Source organism: Limosilactobacillus portuensis (genome assembly GCF_028607025.1).
Classification (GTDB): domain Bacteria; phylum Bacillota; class Bacilli; order Lactobacillales; family Lactobacillaceae; genus Limosilactobacillus; species Limosilactobacillus portuensis.
This window is the reverse complement of sequence record NZ_CP117296.1, coordinates 282911-302699: the sequence shown is the minus strand read 5'-3', so window position 1 is coordinate 302699 and position 19789 is coordinate 282911. Positions and strand designations below refer to the sequence as shown.

The window sequence follows — 19789 nt, the reverse complement described above, 5'->3', positions numbered from 1 at the left end:
TACCAATTGTGAGTATTTTAGCAAATAAATTTCGTACACTATGGCTGAATTTGTTCACCATTGTAAATTTCATAAAGTTCTTCAGCAGTTTGGCGAAGGGTTTGATAATCAATGTTATTGGTAAACAGCATCAATGTTCGTTTAGTTTTATAATCCGCAAAAAAACAACAATTATACCCCGGCTCGCTACCATTAGCCCGAATAACCGTTCCTTGAAAATAAACACCACCAAAATAAGCTTCACGCTGGCTCTTTGGTTGGTTAGCAAAGCTCTTAATAAGCTTTGGGTTACTGATTACGTCATGGTAAATAAATTTCCAATAATTTAATGGTGAGAGCAGTAGATCACCGGCACCAATTTCTGACGAAGCAGTTTGTGATAGTATCCGCCAAGTCACACCCGGTTGCATAGTCTGCAATACTTGACGCGGTTTTACCTGGTACACCATTTTTAGCTGCTGATGATTCAGCGACCTTAAAACTGTCTTTTTTATAAAGTGATAGTAGTCATCATGTGTTCGCTGACGAATAATAGCACCTAACATTTCAAAATCAATATCCTGATAATTCCAATCGTGACTAGCTGTATTCTTAAAATGGTGAAGGAAAAAACGTTCCTGACTTTTTTCATTATTTAAAGTTTTCTTCGGCAACGCACCATCATTTTGCAAACCACTTGTATGAGCCATTAACTGTTGTAATGTTATTTGGTCGCTTCCTTGAATTTGGGGATAATATTTACTTAGTGGCATCTCCCACTTTAGCTTCCCCTTCTGAACGAGCTGGTATACTGCAACCCCTGTTATCAATTTTTGTAGCGAGCCAATTGGAAATAGAGCATTAGGAGCAACAACTTGTGCTGGGTTAGTTGTAAGTTTATTCCTTAGAACTACCGGTTGATCCCGTTTCCCGTTGACTAGAATAATGCCATTGATATGGTGATCTTGAAGGTAAGTTTGTAATTCTACCTTGGTTTTCCCATCAACTTGGCTGGCGTTCACCATTTTCTGTGGACTCCAGAGAAGCACTCCTAAAATAATTACCGGTATTAATAATAAGTAGAATAATTTCCTTGTCATAAGCCGTTCCCAAAAATTAAATTGTAATCTACAAGCAAAATGTCTTTCATCAAATCATTACTACTAAAAAAGCAGGACAGAACTAACAAATTAGTTTTCCCTGCTCCTTATAATTATGATAATCGGAACTACAAGATTTGAACTTGCGACCTCTGCGTCCCGAACGTAGCGCTCTACCAAGCTGAGCTAAGTTCCGAAAAGAAAAAGCGTGACAACACTAAGTAGTGTGCCACGCTTTTAAGTAGTGCACCCAGAAGGAGTCGAACCTTCAACCTTCTGATTCGTAGTCAGACACTCTATCCAATTGCGCTATGGGTGCATAAAGAGCGGAAGACGGGATTCGAACCCGCGACCTCCACCATGGCAAGGTGATGTTCTACCACTGAACTACTTCCGCATAACTGTTCTGCAACGATAATTAATATACCACGTGTCACAGACCGATGTCAATATGATTTTGAAATAAAGTTTTTATTCCAAATGCGGATGAAGGGACTTGAACCCTTACATCTAAAAGATACAAGATCCTAAATCTTGCGCGTCTGCCAATTCCGCCACATCCGCATATGGAGGATACAGGGCTCGAACCTGTGACCTCCTGCTTGTAAGGCAGATGCTCTCCCAACTGAGCTAATCCTCCGAAAAATGATATATTCATAATGGAACTTTATTAATATATCATTATTTAAATTTAGTGTCAATAATTATTTTAAACCAAGTTCAATTAATTTTTGATCAATCATTTTCAATACTTGGCGTGCTGCTGCTTGATCCTCAACAAAGTCATACTTATCCCCATCAATTAGCATCTTAGGACTGGCATTATATTGTTGATACCAGTCACGATAGCGTTCATTAAGGTTCTTATAGTAACTATAAAGGGAGGGATCATTGGCAAGTTGCTCGTATGACCGACCACGTTTTTTTATCCGCTCCAGCATTGTTTCGAATGAAACTTGAATCGTAATTAGCAGATTAGGAGCTTTTTGATGAGGCTGTTCAGGTAATTCTTCCATCATGTTGTGCAGTAATGATGAGTAGATAGCTGATTCTGTTTCAGTTGCCCGGCCCATATCAGCATTAAGTTTAAACAACAATGCATCTTCAAAGATCGAACGGTCAAGGACATTTAGATCATTTTCAAAAGAATCTTTAATCTCATCTAATCGTCGATTTAAAAAGTAAATCTGCAGTAAAAAACCGTACTTTTTCGGGTCCTTATAAAAAAGTGGCAAAATCTTATTATCATCAACAGATTCATAAAATGCTTGGCTATTCAAATGATCGGCCAGCAATCCAGTTAAGCTTGTCTTCCCGGCACCAATTGTCCCTGCGAGTGCAATCATTAAATGCTTCTCCCCCTTTAATTTATAAAAAACAACTTTACCATTCTACCATTGAACAGTAAAAAAAAGAAGATACTGAATCGGAAGTCTTTTTCCTAACTTTAAAGAGGATCCCTATACCTAAATTTCCTCGGTATAAGGATCCTCTTCTAATTTTAATTAATTTTGCTCTGGATCATACTTTTCCCCTTTAGTCTGCCGGGAAAGATCTACCTTTTTCAACGGAATAATATGAGTCTTATAGCGAATCTTGTAGTAGAAGAACAAAATTAAGAATAACGGCACACTCATGTATGTAATCAAAATATTTGACCAGTCAAGCTTTGCAAAGGCCTCAACATTCTGTCCACAAATAACAATTGTACAAAGAACGAACGCAAAAATTGGCCCAAAAGGATACAGAGTTGCGTGATATTTAAGTTCACTTACAGAATGACCTTGAGCAGTATAAGCTTTCCGGAACCGGTAATGCGAAATGGCAATTCCTAACCAGGCAATAAAGCCACAAAGTCCAGAAGCATCTGTTAAGTAAAGGTAAGCTTGAGGAACAATAAACTGAGTTGCAAATGCTAGTGTTGAAACAACCATCGTTCCAATTAGCGCATAAATCGGTATCCCACGACGGTTAACATAGCCAAAGAATCGCCATGCATAACCTTCGCGAGCCTGTGAGTAAAGCATCCGGGTTGAAGCATATAAACCAGAGTTAGCAGCAGAAACAACCGCAGTTAAGATAACCGCATTCATGATACTGGCAGCTACTGCTAAGCCAGCCCGCTTAAAAATAATTGTAAATGGACTCATTGTAATATTAGTAACATCCGAATTTAACAAGTTCTTATCTGTATATGGTAGGATACATGCAATTACAAAAATGGCAAAGATATAGAAAAGAAGAATTCGCCAGAAAGTTGAATGAATTGCCTTTGAAATTGACTTTTCAGGAGTAGCAGCCTCCCCAGCAGTAATCCCAACTAATTCTGTCCCCTGGAAAGAGAAACCAGCAACCAGAAATACACTAATAATTGCTGGAATTCCACCAACAAATGGTGCTTTCTTGTAGTGAAAATTACTAAAGCCAACAGGTTGACCGCCCATAATTCCCAGAATGATTGCAACTCCGACAATTAAGAAAACGATCACGGTAATTACCTTAATTAAAGCTAACCAATACTCTGTTTCACCGTACGAGCGAACTGATAAATAGTTGATAAGGAAAACTAAAACTAAGACGATCGTACTAAATACCCAGCTAGGAACATGCGGTAACCAGAAATTCATTACAATTCCTGCACTGGTTACGTCAACCGGAATTGTAATCGCCCAGTTAAACCAATAATTCCATCCCATTGCAAATCCCAATGCAGGATCAACAAACTTTGATGAAAATGCAGAAAACGAACCAGTAAGTGGCATATACGTTGACATTTCACCAAGACTAGTCATTAAGAAGTAGACCATAATCCCCATGATTCCGTATGCCACTAAAGCCCCACCTGGTCCAGCAGTTGAAATTGCCGAACCACTGGTGATAAATAGACCAGTACCAATCGTTCCGCCAAGAGCAATCATCGCCAGGTGACGTGTTTTAAGCGTCCTTTTTATCTGTCCCTGACCATTACCCGTGTCTTCTGTCATCTTAAATTCCTCCCGTAAATATCTGAGCGACTTATTCAATAAAAAAGAGTCTTCCAACAAGGCAACCTCATTAGAAGACCCAAAATTTATCATTGAATCGTTCAGCGAAGCGCCCCGCGATTTATCGCGACAGTCCATGACTTCTTCAATCATGACCCAATACCACCCAGAATAAGCTAGGCAATATTTCGGCATTCTTTCCTTTCAAAACCACTCCGGAACTTATTTTCCTAATAGTTAATACTGATAAAGAATGCAACCTCTTCATTTCGATAATATTATACTCTCATCATTTAATAACGCAAGACATCATCGTGTGTCTTACCGCTTCCAGAGTTCGATCATCCCTGGAGTTGTAGTAGTACGAATAAAATTACACCGTTTTAAAACACCAATTGATGAAGAATTATTACCCTTTACCTCTGCAATCACCGTAATCTGGGAATGACTTAACCGATTACAAACGGCATTTAACCCTTCTGTCATGTATCCTTGATGCTGTTCCTGCGGAAGAAGCAGGTAGCCAACTTCATATTGTCCAGTAAGAGTAAACCCCGTTTTATCGTAAGAATGAAGAAGGATTATCAAGCCGAGTAACCTTTGCCTGCTCCTTTCCCTTATTTGCAGTAGGCATTCCGTTTGGGCAAGCATTCTTAAAGTAACTAGATCAACTTTTCCAACTGTAACTAACCCTGCCTGCTGAAATAATGATTGGTATTTTAGTAGCGGTGTTAATTCGGTAATATTTTGTTGGCGAACTCTCTCAATACTAAGACGTTTCGTTTTAATTTCCATTAAATAAGCCATCCATTTCCCGGGAAATAAAAAACGCAAACAAATCAAAAATGATCCTTTGCGTTTCCCTATTAATAAATTGAGTTACTAAAGATTTTTAGCTCTTGTAGTTTAGGTGCCCAGGCAACGTATAACCATTCAGCAACTTGGAGCCAAGCATATGCCAAAACCATTGCTGCAATCGTATCTACAGGCCAGTGAGCATATAAGTATACCCGTGAAACCGCCAAGAAGAAAATTGCAAAAATTAATAATAACTGACAGATTGTCCGGACAGCTGCCTTTTGAATTATTGGGATTACCACAAGAAAAAGAATCCCGGCAACCAGAAACAATCCAAGAGTGTGGCCACTTGGAAAACTATAACCATCATCAGCTGCTAAATGTTGCGCTGGCCGTGCCCGTTTTACAAAATGCTTAACCAGCGTTCCTACGACATCCCCACCAATAATTGTACAAATTGCCCATACTGCAGGAATGCGGTAATTTCTCAGCCATAGGACAATTGCAATAATTAGAACCCATAGCAAGTCAAGCTTCGGGCTTGCTAAAAAGGAAATTAAGGTCATCAGGGCATGGAACCAGCCAATATTTTCAAGGCGTTGACTAGTAAATAACGATTGAAAAACCGCATCCATTGTGGTTCCGATCGTTGAATTGAACTTAATCATTAGCATCAAAATAATAAAAACGATCCCACTAATTGTAAATCGTTTCCACCGTTGATTATCTGGAACAATTAACATTATCTTTCTCCTATCATCAATTAAACATTAATTTAGAGTATACCATACCCCTAGCTTTTTGATTTTGAAGTTTTTGCTAAAGTGATATGCAAGTATTTTACCGCTCGAATTAACAGTTCGCCAAGCCCAAAGCCAAGAGTAATCGCCCCGGCAATTACAATAACTTGATAAAGATATATTGTTGCTAATTGATAGTCACCAATTGCAAAATTACGGACAAGTTTATAGGCCTGTCCCCCTGGAACAAACGGGACTAAAGCCGGAACATTAAATACAATCATCGGCATTTTCAGATGACGAGCGGCAACCATACTAAAGAGGGAAATTAACACGGCAGCAATAAGGTTACTAATTGCCAAGCCAGTATGCTGATGGTAATACATTATCCAATAGATAACCCAGACACCGCCACCAATAATTCCAGCCGTATTATACGCCCGTAACGGGATATGCAATAAAATACCGAAGCAGACGGTAGATATATATGAAAGAACAAATTGTATGAATAAGTTTTCCCAGTTCATTCGCTTCTCCTAACTAAAACGCATGATGATTACAATTGCACTACCAATCGCTACCGCAGTTAATATTGCTTCAATTCCACGAGTTGGGCCACTAATGAGATTACCAGAAACAAGGTCGCGAGCAGCGTTGGTTAGAGGAATTCCTGGTACTAGTGGCATTACACCGCCAATAATGATTGAATTGGCATTTTGGGTCCACCCAAGTTTAACGGTTAAGATTGCCAAACCACCAATCACCAATGACGCACAAAATTCACCAAGATACTGAATCTTAAATTTACGGACAACAAACGAAAACACAGCATAGCCTAAGCCGCCAATGATAAATGCCGCCCACCAGTCAACAACATCCCCAGTAAAAACAATCATCAAGGCAGCACTTAAAACTGCCGCTGCAAAAGCCTCTAATGGGTTTTGCCACCATTCAGTCATCTGCCGTTCAATTGACTTTAATTGAGCGTGAGCCTCGGGTAATTCAATTAGCCCGCTTGCTAATTCACGAGAAACTTCATTCACTGCCGCAACTTTACTAAGATCGTTTTTTCGGCGTCGAATGTCAGCAACCTGCGAATTAGGGAGATCATCACTACTCGCAACAATCCCGGTTAACGTTGTGAAAGCTTGAAATTTTCTCAAACCAGCATTTTTTGCCATTCGATCTAGGGTATCGTTGACCCGTTCCATATTTGAACCATTCTCAACAAGCAATCTCCCCGCTAGAACACAGGTCCGTAACGCAAGGATTCGTCGTTCTTCTGTTAGCATTAATATTTTTCCTCCCGATGTTCCTAGTTCATGTTTCATCTCTGTAAGATGCTGGTGTGCCATCTTTCTAGCACTAAAGTAGCAAAAAAGACCGAGGTAGTTCTCGGCCCTTTATGTCATTATTTGTCTGAATTCCCGGCCTTAATAAAGATGTTGTGCGATGCCTTATACGAAACATTTAGCGGAGTGTCTTCACCATCTTTTTCAATAACTAATGGCCCTTCAAACGGCTCGTGGCGAATTACCTTAATGGTATCATTTGGCCGGAGCTTTAACTCTTCCAGGTATGTTAATAATTCATGATTATCTAAGAACCGCTCAAGCTGAACTGTCTCACCATCACTTGCATCAGCCAGCAGGCGGTGTGAAACATCAGGAAACTGTCCACTCGCTGATGGAATAACCCCACCATGAGGACATGCCTGCGGGTGTTGTAAAAAGTTATCTAATGCTGTTGCTAAACGGTCACTTGTTTGGTGTTCTAAGACTTCAGCTTCTGAGTGAACATCCGCAAAATTATAGTGAAGCTTATCAACAAGAAAGGTTTCCCACAAGCGGTGTTTACGGACAAGCTCTGCTGCATACTTCTGTCCCTTCTCGGTAAGTGAAATACCAGCATAGGGTTCATGAACCACTAGTCCTTCATCAGATAATTTTGAAACCATTTCTGTTACAGAACCTGCCGCTATACCTAGGCCTAACGAAATATCCTTATTTGAAACCTTTTTGTGACTACCACCTAGCTCAAAGATAATCTTAAGATAATCTTCTTTCATCGGTGTCAAGGGCTACATCCTCCTCTACTTTGTTTATCGGCCTACGAACGGTCTTCTGATTAATTTATCATAACACATTTGATTATAGCATAATCAATAAACATCTTCTTCGGATAACCTAATTTTTTTGTTAGTTAGTAATTTAATATGCTAAACTTAGGGAGGATATATCAAAGAAATGAGGAGTTTACGATGGATGAACAAATCACGGGAAAACGCTTTTTAGCAGTAACCGTATTAAACGTTCTGATTACTGTTGTTGAAATTATTGGGGGACTGATTTCAGGGAGTCTCGCCTTACTGTCCGATGCCTTCCATAACTTAGGAGACTCATTTTCAATTGTTCTCGGCTATGTTGCCCAGTCAATTGCTAACAAACCAGAAACAAGCAAACGAACATATGGGTACCGTCGCGCTGAAATTCTTGCAGCAATGGTCAATGCCGCTTTCTTGATAATCGTCTCGGCTTTCTTAATTATCGAAGCCGTTAAACGGATCCAGCAACCCACACATATTAACGGTGAGGTAATGTTAACCGTTGCCGTTGTTGGTTTAGTAGCTAACTTACTTTCAGCAGTCCTGCTTCATTCTGGAAGTCATAATAACTTAAACGTGAAAGCAACTTACCTTCACGTTTTAAGCGATGCCTTATCATCATTTGCCGTAATTATTGGCGGTGTGATTCTAACATTTGTTAACATCCCTTGGCTTGATCCGGTTTTGACAATTGCGGTGGCAATCTACATTGCTTGTGAAGCTTGGCCTGTAATTAAACAAACCGTTACCATTCTCATGGAATCAGCACCAAAGCTTGACTACAATGGGATTGAACAAGATTTGGTTAAGATTGATGGTGTTACCGCAGTTCACCATGTTCACGCATGGATGATTGATGAAAAGCGAATCATTTTTTCCGCTCATTTAAATTGTCACGATATGAAGCTGAGCGATGTTGATAAAATTTATAGTCAGGTTGATAAAATTCTTCGCGAAAAATATGGTATTTGCCACGTCACCATTCAAGCAGAATACCACCGGGGAAAAGATGAAGACCTTTTCGATACAGTGGTTGATGAAGAACATTTAATTAAATAAGTAATGAAAAGGCCTGGGAAAATTTGTGAAGTGAAGTGCAACAAAAAAGTTAGACAAAATTGATTATTTAAGCTACCAAGGTATGATTTCGGTATTCAACCGGAGTCATACCTTTTGTTTTTAAGGAGATACGTTGGTAATTAAAGTAATGAATGTATTGAGCTGAGAGTGATTTTAATTCAGCTAAGTCTTTACATGGTGGGAAACCATCTAATAACTCTGTCTTAAACAGGTGAAAGAAACTCTCCATTGGTGCGTTATCATGACAATTTCCCTTACGGGACATACTTTGAATAAAGTGATTATCAGCTAACTTTTGGGTATAGTACCCCAGTTGATAGTGCCACCCCTGATCAGAATGAATAATTGGTTGAGCATTATCAGGCAGCTTTGTACATAGCTCGTTGAGAGTAGCGGTAATCAACTGTCGATCAGGATGTTGACTCAATTGGAAGGCTAAAACTTCCTTACTGGCTTCATCGATAATTGAGGAAATATAAGCCCAACTGTGATTAGCTAAGCGAACTTGAGAAACATCTGTGTGGAGGACTTGATAAGGAATGGTGGCCTGAAATTGTTGTTTTAGTAGATTATCCGCAACTGTGCCCACATTACCTTCATAAGATGAGTATTTACCACTACGGTGGCGATTATACAGTGCCACTTGAACATCTAATTTCGCCATCAACTTGTTCACCGTCATGTCCGCCAAATGAATGCCCATTGCCCGCAGTTTTTGGTTCACGCGACGATAACCGTAGGTCCATCGTCCGCGGACTTGCCCTTCTTTAGCCACGCTAAGAATCACTTGCTTAACACTCGCATATTTATCATGATGGTTAGCGATGCGCTTGCGCTCATCATGGTAAGTAGCCTTAGGAAGGTTGATTTTATGGAGAATGTCACCAATCTTATAGCGATATTTCTTCGGTAGCGATGCTTGATCTGCCCTGATCTGATCAACTATTTGCGTTTTCTCTTTGCCTTGGAGGGTCCGAACAGGGCCAACGATTTTTTTAAGATGTCACGTTCCAATTTTGTGTCATAGAGTTCTTGGCTTTTCTTGGCAAGTTCTTCTTTTAAACGTTCCACTTCAGTCTTATTAGTAAGACGACGAAGTCGTTTCTTAGTATGTTTCACCTTTGACGGCCTACCTTTCGGGTGAGGTTTCAAGGCTTCAATACCATCTCGCTTGAACTGTGACCGCCAAAGTGAAATTTGGCACGCTTGCACGTCAAATCGAGCCGCTACTTTAACCATCGATTCCTCATGAGTTTGGTAGTAGTCTATCACACTCAACTTAAAATCTGCGGTAAGGGTTCGTGGATGACGACGCCGTTTCAAGGCGTCTATCCCACTTAAGCGATATCTTTGAATCCATTTCCTGATCAGTCGGCTACTGATACTGTATTTGCGCCCCAAGGCTCGAGAACTTTGTGGAGTAGTCAGATATTCGTGGACAATTTTAGCTTTAAAGTCAGGTTTGTATTTAGTCATAAAAAGTGCCTCACAATCGTTAGAACTTTTGTCTAACAATTATGAGGCACTTCATTTGATTTTCCGGGCCTTTTCATTACTTAATTTAGAACAGCTTACCAACACCGTAGTGAATAGCAACAGTAATCAACGCAATAATAATATTTCGAATAACTGCAATTTTTACTAGTCCGTTCCCAAGCTTTGAGCTAATATACCCAGTTAACGCACTAGTTAAAACTACTGCCAAAATAACCGCATACCACTTATAAGCGGCAGGAGCGAAAGTCATTGCACAAAGAGGAAAAATTCCACCGGCAGCTGCTGAAAAGAGAGAGGAGAAAGCAGCATCCCAAGGGTTTAAGTAGTGTCCCAACTCAATATCATACTTAACCCGAACAACGGTCTCTAAAGGCTTCTTACTGAGAAGATCCTTTGCAATTGCAAGTGAAGTTTCTGGGGTAACCCCCTTACTAACGTAATAATCCTTAACAGCAGCAACTTCACTTTCAAAATCAGTTTTTAAGAGATGTTGCTCTTTACTTACAGCTGACTCTTCCGTATCCTTCTGTGTTGAAACTGAAGCATACTCTCCAGAAGCCATTGAAAAAGCACATGCAAGCAAATCAGATAGGCCCGCAATAAAGATCGTAAACCGGTCAGATGTCGCAGCAGCAACGGAAACCAAAACACCAACAACGGTTAAAATACCATCATTCGAACCTAATACTCCAGCACGAAGGGTGTTCAGCTTCTCTTCCATCGTTTGCTTCTTTTGTTGTTTTACCTTTTCCATCAATCACCCCTCCTTTAGTGTGCCAGCAACTGACCAATAATATAGGTAACACCCATAGTTAGCAGTCCAGCAATGGCATTTCGAATACTCGACTTTAACCGGTTAGAATTACTCAAGATCGCAGCGCAGTATCCCGTTATTAAGAGGGCAATTAAAACAGCGATTGCGGTCGCGAGAATTCTGCTTTCCGCTGGTGCAAGCGTAACTGCTAGCATTGGTAAGACAGATCCGGTTGGAAAAGAGATAAATGATGCAATAGCAGCCGCGTATGGACTGGTAAATTCTTTAGGATTAAACCCGTACCGTTCTTGAACAACAGTTGACAAGGCATCCTTATCCATCAATTCCTTGGTAGCCTGCTTAGCAAGTTTAGGATCAATATCCTGATCTTCATACTTTTGCTGAACATAATTAAATTCTTCTTGGTATTGATCATCTAATCGTTGACGCTCGCTAATCAATGCCATTTTTTGCGAATCCTTCTGGGTAGATACCGATACATATTCACCCATACACATTGAGATCATTCCGGCTAACGTCCCTGATAGTCCAGAAATTAAAATAGAATAGGCATTGTTCGTTGCAGCAGCAACCCCGATAACAATTCCGGCAATTGAAATAATGCCATCATTGGCCCCCATTACACTGGCACGTAAAATGTTAACTTTTTGTGCCAGCGACATCTTTTTTCTTGCCATTCTGAAAACTCCTCTTTTTAAATTAGAATCATTATAACATTCTTCAGAACTAGATCAACTAATAGTTTCGTATCAATAGCAATAGTTTAGAAAGATTATTAATTGCTATTCAAAGGATAAAGGGACTACGACAAATTGCCATAGTCCCTTTATCTTTGATTAGTTAAGATTTTAAATAATTGCTAATCAGAAATAACTATTCATATCTTTCGACTGCAGTAGTCCGAATAACAAACACTGAGGTTCCAGCATGTCTAGTCATGTAAGAAGCCTGTGAACCAACTGCTTTCCGGTTACCCCATTTACCAATTGAACCAACAACTAATAAGTCTGGTTGAAATGCTGGAATAACGTGGTTACAAATCCGTTCTGCTGGTCGATCACCCTGATCAACAATTCCCGTAATCTTACTTGGGTCAACTCCATAGTCAACAGCAGCCTTAACGTACTCATTAACCCGTTTCCGTAATTCATCAGCAGAACTATGAACATAGTCCTTGTCAAGGATTTGGTAAACATTAACATTATCAGTTTCTAGAATAGAAACAATTCCTAATTCAGAGCCATCACGCTTTGCTTTATCAACCGCATATGAAAAAGCTGCCCGGGCATCAGGTGCATCATCAACACCGACAAGGATCTTCTTGAACTTCTTTGGCTTAATTTCAAACATTAAACTATTCCCCTCTCTGTGGTCCTGACGATCAATAGATTATCTCGATCGCAGTAAGTTTCACCTACTATGTTACTACTTATCAAATATTTGTAAATATTTATTTTGGCAAGCCTAAAATAAAATTCTTTTATATTAAATGATAATTATTTTTAAATTTTTATATTCATCTGGGCTTTCTTGCCTGTCGATCCAACAAGTTCTATAATTTAATTGTTTTAGTCTTTATGACTACTATTGACACCGTCAATTTAGGGGGAGAGTAAAGTACCATGTCAATGATAGAATTTCATGATGTCCAAAAATACTATGGTAAATTCCACGCGTTAAAGGACATTAACTTAACAATCAATGCCGGTGAAACGGTCGTCTTAATCGGTCCATCTGGCTCAGGAAAAAGTAGTTTAATCCGGACAATTAACGGATTGGATCCGATTCGTGACGGTCAGCTAATCGTTAATGGGTTTGATTTGGCTGATAAGAAAACCAACGTTAACCTGATTCGCAAAGATGTTGGAATGGTCTTCCAACATTTTAATCTCTATAATAATAAGAATGTTTTAGAAAACATAATGCTTGCACCACGGGTTGTTCTTAAGCGACCAGAAAAAGAAAATCGTGAATTGGCAATGCAGCTACTTGAAAAAGTTGGCCTTGCTGATAAGGCTGATAATATGCCTGCCCAACTATCAGGTGGTCAAAAGCAACGGATTGCAATTGCTCGCAGCCTAGCAATGAAACCAAAGTGTCTCTTATTTGACGAACCCACGAGTGCACTGGATCCGGAAATGATTGATGATGTTCTTAATGTAATGAAAGATATTGCGGAAAATTCCAACATGACCATGCTGGTGGTTACCCACGAAATGGGATTTGCTCGTGATGTTGCCGACCGGGTTATCTTTATGGCTGACGGCCGAATCATCGAAGACGACTCCACTGAGAAATTCTTCGGTGACCAGCCAACTACTCAACGGGCCCGCGACTTTATGAGTAAAATTAGTGGACACTAAGGGGGCGGCCAAAATAATGAAAAAGATTTGGCACTTATTAACGATTGCTGTAGTCGCCCTTATTAGTATCACTGTTCTTTCTGGTTGTAGTTCCGTGGCAAAACAGGATGTTCTCAAGGTTGATCAAAAGAACAAGCAAATTACTTGGGGGGTTAAAGCTGATACTCGTCTTTTCGGTTTAGAAAATATTCGAACGGGAAAACTTGAGGGATTTGAAATTGATCTTGCTAAGGCAATGACCAAGGAAATCCTTGGGCCTAACGGAAAGGCTGTTTTTGTTCCCGTTACTAGCAGCACCCGAGTCCCACTACTAAAGAACGGTAACATTGACGCCATTATGGCAACGATGACGATTACACCAGAACGAGAAAAGCAGGTTGATTTCACTAAGTCATATTTTGATGCTGGCCAATCTCTTTTAGTAAAAAAAGGTAGCCCGATCAAAAATATCCAAGATCTGAATAAGCCTGGCAAGGTTATCTTAGGTGTTTCCGGTTCTAATTCAGTAAAAAACGTGGCAAAGTATGCACCCAAAGCACGGGTTCTTCAGCTTTCAGACTATGCCCAAGCAATGACTGCTCTAAAATCTAAGCAAGGGGATGCGTTAACTACGGATAACGGGATCCTTTACGGAATGGCAAGTGAAAATCCTGGTTATGAAGTTGTCGGTGGTAATTTTACTAAGGAACCATATGGAATCGCAGTAAACAAGAATCAAGCACCATTCAGGAACAAGTTAAATTGGGCCTTGGAACGACTTGAAAAAAACGGAACTTATAACCGCCTTCTTCTAAAATGGTTTGGTAACGTTAAAGGGTTTAATTATCAGGAGATGAAGCGTTAAATGTTAGATATTATTACAACACAGTGGCATCCCCTACTCAACGGTTTGTGGAACACCATTCTCTGTAGTTTAATCGCACTTGTTGGTAGTTTAATAATTGGCACATTCTTTGCTCTGTTAGAGATTTCTAAATATCGTATTGTTCGCTTAATTGGGAGTATCTATGTTGAAGTTTTTCGGAACATTCCTTTATTGGTAATTGCAATGGGCTTTTTTCTTATTGTTCCCATGTACATCACTAAAATAAGCGGTTTTGCTGCCGGAACAATCGGCTTAACTCTCTATACTTCCGCCTTCATTGCTGAAACTGTTCGGGCGGGAATCAATTCAGTTGAGGGTGGTCAACTAGAAGGGGCTCTTGCCAACGGACTAACGCACGCCCAAGCAATGCGTTATATCATCCTTCCCCAGGCATTTAGGGTTGTTATTCCGCCACTGGGCAACCAATTTATTAACTTGGTTAAGAACTCTTCTGTTCTTGCCTTTGTAGCTGGTTTTGACTTAATGTATGAAGGAAATCTGATCGCAAATGACACCTTACAAACAATGCCAACGTATTTCATTGTCGGTGTCCTTTACCTAATCATTACCTTACCTCTCAGCTACTATATGCGTCACCTGGAAAAGAAGCTAGCATAGGGAGGTGGATAATATGCAAAACTTTATTGATGCCTATTCATGGATTAATATTCGTTTCTTACTTCAAGGATTAGGAATTACTATTGAAATCTCCGTTGCCTCAATTATCTGTAGTTTCATCATCGGAACTTTACTAGGAATTATCCGATATGCCAAGATTAAGTATCTTTCAGCAATTGTTGGTTTCATTATTGACCTAATTCGGAACCTTCCATTATTGCTGATTATCTTCTTTACATACTTTGGTTTACCAAACATTGGGGTTAAGCCCGAGATCATTCCAGCCGCTATTATGGCACTAACCGTTTTCGAATCATCAATGGTTGCTGAAATTGTTCGTTCGGGAATTAATTCGATCGACTATGGTCAAACCGAAGGAGCACTTGCCAATGGGCTTACTAAGTGGCAGGCTCTCCGACTAGTCGTCCTTCCACAAGCGATTAAAAATATGCTTCCAGCACTCGTTAGTCAATTCATTTCACTGGTTAAAGATACCTCACTAGCAACAATTATTGTCTTGCCAGAATTAATGTATCACGCTCAAATTATTTATGGTCAAAACACCAATTACATTATTCCAATGTTCGTTGCTTTGGCTGTTCTGTACTTTATTGTTTGTTATTCTCTATCCCTTCTTGCCCGTTACCTTGATAAGCACTTAGCATAGGAAAAGAGTAACAGTATAACTATAAATAAACAAAATGATCCAGTCCTTAGTTAAGAGCTGGATCATTTTTATTTATCTTTAATATTGAATTGAGTAGCCAAAATGCTGGTGTTCACCAGTTAAGCGTTTAACATGACGCTCCATTACTTTCCGACGAGTACCAAACATCATCCAAATACTGAAACCACCAAAAATCACGAAGAGTATTAACAGTGCCCACCAGTCACCAGGGACCAAATCACCGGTAAGTTTAGTGGTTCCCGTTGCCAGGAAGCTAAACCAATCGAGACTAAAGTGCATTAGCATCGTTAACCATAGTTGTCCCGTATAAACATAAACAACTGCTAAAAATAGTCCCAAAAGAAAAGCTACACCGACTTGATAGAACGTTAAATCAACTCTTTGTCCGCCCAAGTTAATCAGGTGCGCAAAGCCAAATAAGACTGAACTTGTAAGGATCGCTAGCGGTAGTCGTTGCTTAACATTTCGCCAGGCATAAAAGAGAACCCCGAGCATTGCAAAGCGAAATAGGCTTTCTTCTGCTAATCCCGCTTCAAATGCTTGGCATGTTAATTTAAAGAATCCACCTTTAGGCAACTGATTGATCGCCATCATGTTACTACCAAGTGGAACAACAAAAATTGCGATCATCAATAAGAGAATCCACCAATTAAAGTCGCCACTCCAATTTGGCTTTAGCCCAGGCCATGACAAGTGCCAAGCACGCATCACGGTTGTAGCAAAAATAAAGTAAGCAACTGCACCAACTGCCCCGGTTACAAGTAAGGTTGATAATTTCTGGTTATCAATTAAATCAAACGGTAAAGATGTAAAGGGGACAATGACAATCTGAAACATCCAAAGTACAAAGATAAATCGCTCAATACTTAATTTCATTTGTCCACCAATAACACTAGCAAAGGGCGCATACATCACGAAATAATATAAAATCATAATTGATACTACTCCCCGAGGTGGCATGTGGAGTACCGTAATAATTTCCCGGGTAATAACTCCCCACGCAAAGGTTAGAATTATCGGCTGAGCTAATCCCTGAAGCCAACAATTAATCCTACTGATAATTGGGGGAACATTCTCCCATAACTCCTCAGAAAGTCCTATTCCGAGAATAATTACCATCCATAACAATTGTAGCCAAATATTACGGCCAAGTTCAAAGTTACGAATCATCATCATCATTAAAATAATTAAAGTCGCACCGATTTGAACTCGATACCAGATTTTTAAATAGTCTCTTCCAGTCATCGAGATTCCTCCAAATAAATAATTGCTTATACTGTTCGATCATACCAAATTAAGCAAACTAGTTTAAGCATTTATTTAAAATTAAAAGAAACAAGACAAAATGAAGTCATAAATGGCTTTGTTTTGCCTTGTTCTCATCTCTTACCTATTCATTTTTGCCAGCAACAACTGGTTCTTTTTTTACGGTTTGTTTCTTATGACCATTATTTTTTCGTTGTTGATGGTGGCTTTTCCGGTTATTACTGTTGTTCTTTTCGTGATTAGCTTTCTTTTTGTTGTTTGGTTGGCGATAGTGATGATTTTCGTAATGACGATCACCATTTAAGATCGTAACCATTGGAATGATCACTGGGCGCCGACCTGTTCGTGCGTAGAGAAGCTTCTGTAAACGACTAATAATTGTCCGATTAAGCGCTCGCCGATCCACGTGCTTATGATTCTTAAAGGTATTTAAAATGGCCCAAAAGACTTCGTGGTTTGCCGCCTTAATTAGTTCTTGAGATTCATGCATGTAAACAAATCCCCGAGAGACAATATCAGGTCCAGCAACAATTTGATAATCTTTCAAATCAACAACCGCAACAGCAGTCACGACCCCTTCTTCAGAAAGAAGACGACGTTCGTGAATTTCAGGATTACCAACAGTATCACCAGCATCCCGTCCATCAATGTACACGTCAGCAGCGCTCTCAATGTGATCCGCAATCCGTGCAGAATCCTTAGTTAATGCTAAGACATCACCATTAGCCAAGATAAAACTGTTTTCTTGCGGTACACCTGTCATTTCTGCTAACTTAGTATGAATCTTCTGCATCCGGTATTCACCGTGAACTGGTGCAAAAAACTTTGGCTTCATTAACCGCAACATGAACTCTTCATCAATTTGGCCACCATGTCCAGAGGTGTGGATATTATTAACGTAACCATGAATAACATTCGCACCATCTTCTTCTAGCTTATTAATTAAAGCATTAACACTAGTAGTATTACCAGGAATTGGGTTACTTGAGAAGACAACGGTATCACCAGGTTGAATAGTAATTTGCCGGTGAGTGCCGTTAGCGATCCGACTCAGGGCTGCCATTGGCTCACCTTGGGAACCAGTACACATAATTAAAACCTTTTCCGGTGGATAATTATTAATTTCGTTCTGATCAATTAATGAATCCTTTGGAATATTAAGGTAGCCTAGCTCCTGACCAGCAGTAATCGCATTTTCCATGCTTCGCCCAAAGACAGCGATCTTCCGACCTTGAGCAATCGCTGCATCTGAAGCTTCACGTAGTCGGTAAACATTTGAAGCAAATGATGCAAAGATAATGCGTCCTTTAATCCGTTCAAAGATCCGCCGAATGTGAATATCGACCCATCGTTCTGACTTAGTAAACTGTGGTCGCTCAGCATTAGTACTGTCAGATGTCAAAAGGAGAACACCATCATCACCAAGTTTTGCCATCTGTTGGAGATTTGGCCCTGGTAAGTGACCAACCGGAGTTAGATCAAACTTAAAGTCACCGGTTTGAACGATTGTTCCTTGGGGCGTATGAACAGCCACTCCTAAAGTGTCAGGAATTGAGTGAGTAGTCCGGAAAAAACTAACCCACAATTTCTTAAAATGGACTTCATCAAATTCGTTGATTTCATGAAGCTCTGCATCACGTAAAAGGTGCTTTTCTTCAAGTTTTCCCTTAATTAAGGACATTGCAAATGGTCCCGCATATATTGGAGCATTCACTTTTTGCAAGAAAAATGGCAAGCCGCCAATGTGATCTTCATGACCGTGAGTAATAAAAATCCCCTTAATTTTATCTTTATTTTCAATTAGGTAATCATAATTTTGAATTACGTAATCAACCCCAAGGAGTTCATCTTCAGGGAAAAGCACACCACAGTCAATAATAATTATTTCATCTTGGAACTGAACACAGTACATGTTCTTACCAATTTCGCCTAAGCCACCCATCGCATAAAAGGCAACTTCATTATTCTTAATATCTAATTTTGACATAATACCTTTCTTATACCTTTCTGTTTTCTTAAATTCTATTTAGATCTAAACAATAACGGAAAATTGTAAACCAAAAGACCCGCTTCTCAGGTAAGGGAACGGTTTTAACAATTGGTGATTCAGTTTTATATTTTATATCCGTACTTAAAACTAATAATATTTTAACATAAATTATTTTTTTCTGCTATTATCCAAGAATCAAAAAATTTCGCGAAATAATAAAGTGACCTCCCTAAATTGATAAGGAGATCACTTTAATTATCATTTTCAGTAAATTTCAATTAATTGAGAAGCTGCCGTTCTGCATCATAGCTAAAACACGCTTGCCATGGACTTACTAGAGTTAGCGTTCTCGGCAACCGAGCCGAAATGTTGGAGTGAACCAGAAATTGATTTGTCAATTTCGTCTGTGAACCCACGCAAAGATGAGTAGGTTGTTGGCAATCAACTTGTTGATGACAAAAGCCACTCAGCTACTGCGCTTCGCCCTAACTGTAGGTTCTCGAAATGTGTTCGCCAGGAGAAATTGCTAACTTTCCGCAAGCTCTTTGCTGGCTCACACTCTTTTTTCCTAATCCTCCTTTGGCAATTGTTCTTCTTCCTTTTGCCAAAGCTTTTCTAACGGAACAATAGGTTGTCCTTCCTGGTTAAACTTTACGTCGGTTAACTCGCTGAGAACTTCCTCATATGCGGGTTTACAAAGTCGTTCGCTAATTTCCGCAAGTTCTTCTGCACCATGGTAAGAGTTTTCCTTCAAAACGTGGTTTATCGTTCCCATAACCTCATTTGAAGCCTTAGCCCCCATAATCTCAAGGCTCTTTAATCGGTATTGATGAATGTAAAACGCAATAAATGCTTTCAAAGCTGCTTCCTTAGCCGCTTGGTTATCTAGTTCATCATAGCGCAATCCTACTTCTGCCAATCTGATCGCTTTCCTTTCTTAAT

The 19789-nt window shown here is 39.6% G+C and carries 21 protein-coding genes, 5 tRNA genes and 1 riboswitch; of the genes, 5 read left to right on the top strand and 21 right to left on the bottom strand.

Annotation, left to right across the window (positions count from 1 at the left end):
* Positions 1–38 precede the first annotated feature (38 nt).
* The 13 genes from PRK60_RS01360 to PRK60_RS01300 all read right to left on the bottom strand — a co-directional run bounded on the left by PRK60_RS01360 (position 39) and on the right by PRK60_RS01300 (position 7678).
* Complete coding sequence (locus PRK60_RS01360; RefSeq protein WP_273646171.1) at positions 39–1004, bottom strand: serine hydrolase domain-containing protein; 966 nt, start codon at positions 1002–1004, stop codon at positions 39–41.
* A gap of 197 nt (positions 1005–1201) precedes the next feature.
* Positions 1202–1275 (bottom strand) — tRNA-Pro (locus PRK60_RS01355).
* A gap of 49 nt (positions 1276–1324) precedes the next feature.
* Positions 1325–1398, bottom strand: a tRNA-Arg gene (locus tag PRK60_RS01350).
* Positions 1399–1404: 6 nt separating this feature from the next.
* Positions 1405–1476 (bottom strand) — tRNA-Gly (locus tag PRK60_RS01345).
* A gap of 84 nt (positions 1477–1560) precedes the next feature.
* A tRNA-Leu gene (locus tag PRK60_RS01340) sits at positions 1561–1643 on the bottom strand.
* A 3-nt stretch (positions 1644–1646) separates the two neighbouring features.
* A tRNA-Val gene (locus PRK60_RS01335) sits at positions 1647–1719 on the bottom strand.
* Positions 1720–1783: 64 nt separating this feature from the next.
* Complete coding sequence (locus tag PRK60_RS01330; RefSeq protein ID WP_102168800.1) at positions 1784–2425, bottom strand: deoxynucleoside kinase; 642 nt, start codon at positions 2423–2425, stop codon at positions 1784–1786.
* Positions 2426–2584: 159 nt separating this feature from the next.
* Positions 2585–4063, bottom strand: coding sequence for an amino acid permease (locus PRK60_RS01325; protein WP_148444435.1), 1479 nt, complete (start codon positions 4061–4063; stop codon positions 2585–2587).
* A 99-nt stretch (positions 4064–4162) separates the two neighbouring features.
* A riboswitch (Lysine riboswitch) is annotated at positions 4163–4336 on the bottom strand.
* Positions 4337–4384: 48 nt separating this feature from the next.
* Positions 4385–4858 carry a GNAT family N-acetyltransferase gene (locus PRK60_RS01320; RefSeq protein WP_178696360.1) on the bottom strand — a complete coding sequence of 158 codons (474 nt, stop codon included), beginning with the start codon at positions 4856–4858 and terminating at the stop codon, positions 4385–4387.
* 71 nt (positions 4859–4929) lie between these two features.
* Positions 4930–5604, bottom strand: a complete 675-nt coding sequence (locus PRK60_RS01315; protein ID WP_102168803.1) for a phosphatase PAP2 family protein — start codon at positions 5602–5604, stop codon at positions 4930–4932.
* A 50-nt stretch (positions 5605–5654) separates the two neighbouring features.
* Positions 5655–6128 (bottom strand): threonine/serine exporter family protein, encoded by a 474-nt coding sequence (locus PRK60_RS01310; protein WP_102168804.1) that lies wholly within the window; start codon positions 6126–6128, stop codon positions 5655–5657.
* Between the two features lie 9 nt (positions 6129–6137).
* Positions 6138–6893 (bottom strand): threonine/serine exporter family protein, encoded by a 756-nt coding sequence (locus tag PRK60_RS01305; protein ID WP_102168805.1) that lies wholly within the window; start codon positions 6891–6893, stop codon positions 6138–6140.
* 119 nt (positions 6894–7012) lie between these two features.
* Entirely contained in the window at positions 7013–7678 is a 666-nt protein-coding gene (locus PRK60_RS01300; RefSeq protein ID WP_102168806.1) for a metal-dependent transcriptional regulator, read from the bottom strand.
* Positions 7679–7861: 183 nt separating this feature from the next.
* Between PRK60_RS01300 and PRK60_RS01295 the strand changes: the two genes are divergently transcribed.
* Entirely contained in the window at positions 7862–8764 is a 903-nt protein-coding gene (locus PRK60_RS01295) for a cation diffusion facilitator family transporter (RefSeq protein WP_273646170.1), read from the top strand.
* Positions 8765–8831: 67 nt separating this feature from the next.
* On the opposite strand, the gene PRK60_RS01290 is transcribed toward PRK60_RS01295, so the two are convergent.
* The 5 genes from PRK60_RS01290 to PRK60_RS01270 form a co-directional block, all read right to left on the bottom strand.
* Positions 8832–9719, bottom strand: a complete 888-nt coding sequence (locus tag PRK60_RS01290) for an IS3 family transposase (RefSeq protein ID WP_260846181.1) — start codon at positions 9717–9719, stop codon at positions 8832–8834.
* Between the two features lie 8 nt (positions 9720–9727).
* Entirely contained in the window at positions 9728–10261 is a 534-nt protein-coding gene (locus PRK60_RS01285; RefSeq protein WP_102169382.1) for a helix-turn-helix domain-containing protein, read from the bottom strand.
* A gap of 85 nt (positions 10262–10346) precedes the next feature.
* Entirely contained in the window at positions 10347–11036 is a 690-nt protein-coding gene (locus PRK60_RS01280) for a VIT1/CCC1 transporter family protein (protein ID WP_102168166.1), read from the bottom strand.
* 14 nt (positions 11037–11050) lie between these two features.
* The gene (locus PRK60_RS01275; RefSeq protein WP_102168167.1) at positions 11051–11734 is read right to left on the bottom strand and encodes a VIT1/CCC1 transporter family protein; all 684 of its coding nucleotides are present in this window, start codon (positions 11732–11734) and stop codon (positions 11051–11053) included.
* A gap of 196 nt (positions 11735–11930) precedes the next feature.
* Positions 11931–12407 (bottom strand): universal stress protein, encoded by a 477-nt coding sequence (locus PRK60_RS01270; RefSeq protein WP_102168168.1) that lies wholly within the window; start codon positions 12405–12407, stop codon positions 11931–11933.
* Positions 12408–12679: 272 nt separating this feature from the next.
* Between PRK60_RS01270 and PRK60_RS01265 the strand changes: the two genes are divergently transcribed.
* The 4 genes from PRK60_RS01265 to PRK60_RS01250 are packed head-to-tail and all read left to right on the top strand — an operon-like array spanning position 12680 to position 15570.
* Positions 12680–13420 (top strand): amino acid ABC transporter ATP-binding protein, encoded by a 741-nt coding sequence (locus PRK60_RS01265; protein ID WP_273646169.1) that lies wholly within the window; start codon positions 12680–12682, stop codon positions 13418–13420.
* A 16-nt stretch (positions 13421–13436) separates the two neighbouring features.
* Positions 13437–14264: a transporter substrate-binding domain-containing protein gene (locus PRK60_RS01260; protein WP_273646168.1), complete on the top strand. Its 828-nt coding sequence runs from the start codon at positions 13437–13439 to the stop codon at positions 14262–14264.
* The gene (locus PRK60_RS01255; RefSeq protein WP_102168171.1) at positions 14265–14903 is read left to right on the top strand and encodes an amino acid ABC transporter permease; all 639 of its coding nucleotides are present in this window, start codon (positions 14265–14267) and stop codon (positions 14901–14903) included.
* 13 nt (positions 14904–14916) lie between these two features.
* Entirely contained in the window at positions 14917–15570 is a 654-nt protein-coding gene (locus PRK60_RS01250) for an amino acid ABC transporter permease (protein ID WP_102168172.1), read from the top strand.
* A 78-nt stretch (positions 15571–15648) separates the two neighbouring features.
* Here PRK60_RS01250 and PRK60_RS01245 read toward each other — a convergent pair whose 3' ends face one another.
* The 3 genes from PRK60_RS01245 to PRK60_RS01235 form a co-directional block, all read right to left on the bottom strand.
* Positions 15649–16836 (bottom strand): CPBP family intramembrane glutamic endopeptidase, encoded by a 1188-nt coding sequence (locus PRK60_RS01245; RefSeq protein WP_273646167.1) that lies wholly within the window; start codon positions 16834–16836, stop codon positions 15649–15651.
* A 145-nt stretch (positions 16837–16981) separates the two neighbouring features.
* Complete coding sequence (rnjA, locus tag PRK60_RS01240; protein WP_102168174.1) at positions 16982–18844, bottom strand: ribonuclease J1; 1863 nt, start codon at positions 18842–18844, stop codon at positions 16982–16984.
* Between the two features lie 571 nt (positions 18845–19415).
* A complete protein-coding gene (locus PRK60_RS01235; RefSeq protein WP_178695520.1) occupies positions 19416–19766 on the bottom strand; it encodes a DUF3368 domain-containing protein in 351 nt (116 codons plus the stop codon).
* Between the last annotated feature and the right edge of the window lie 23 nt (positions 19767–19789).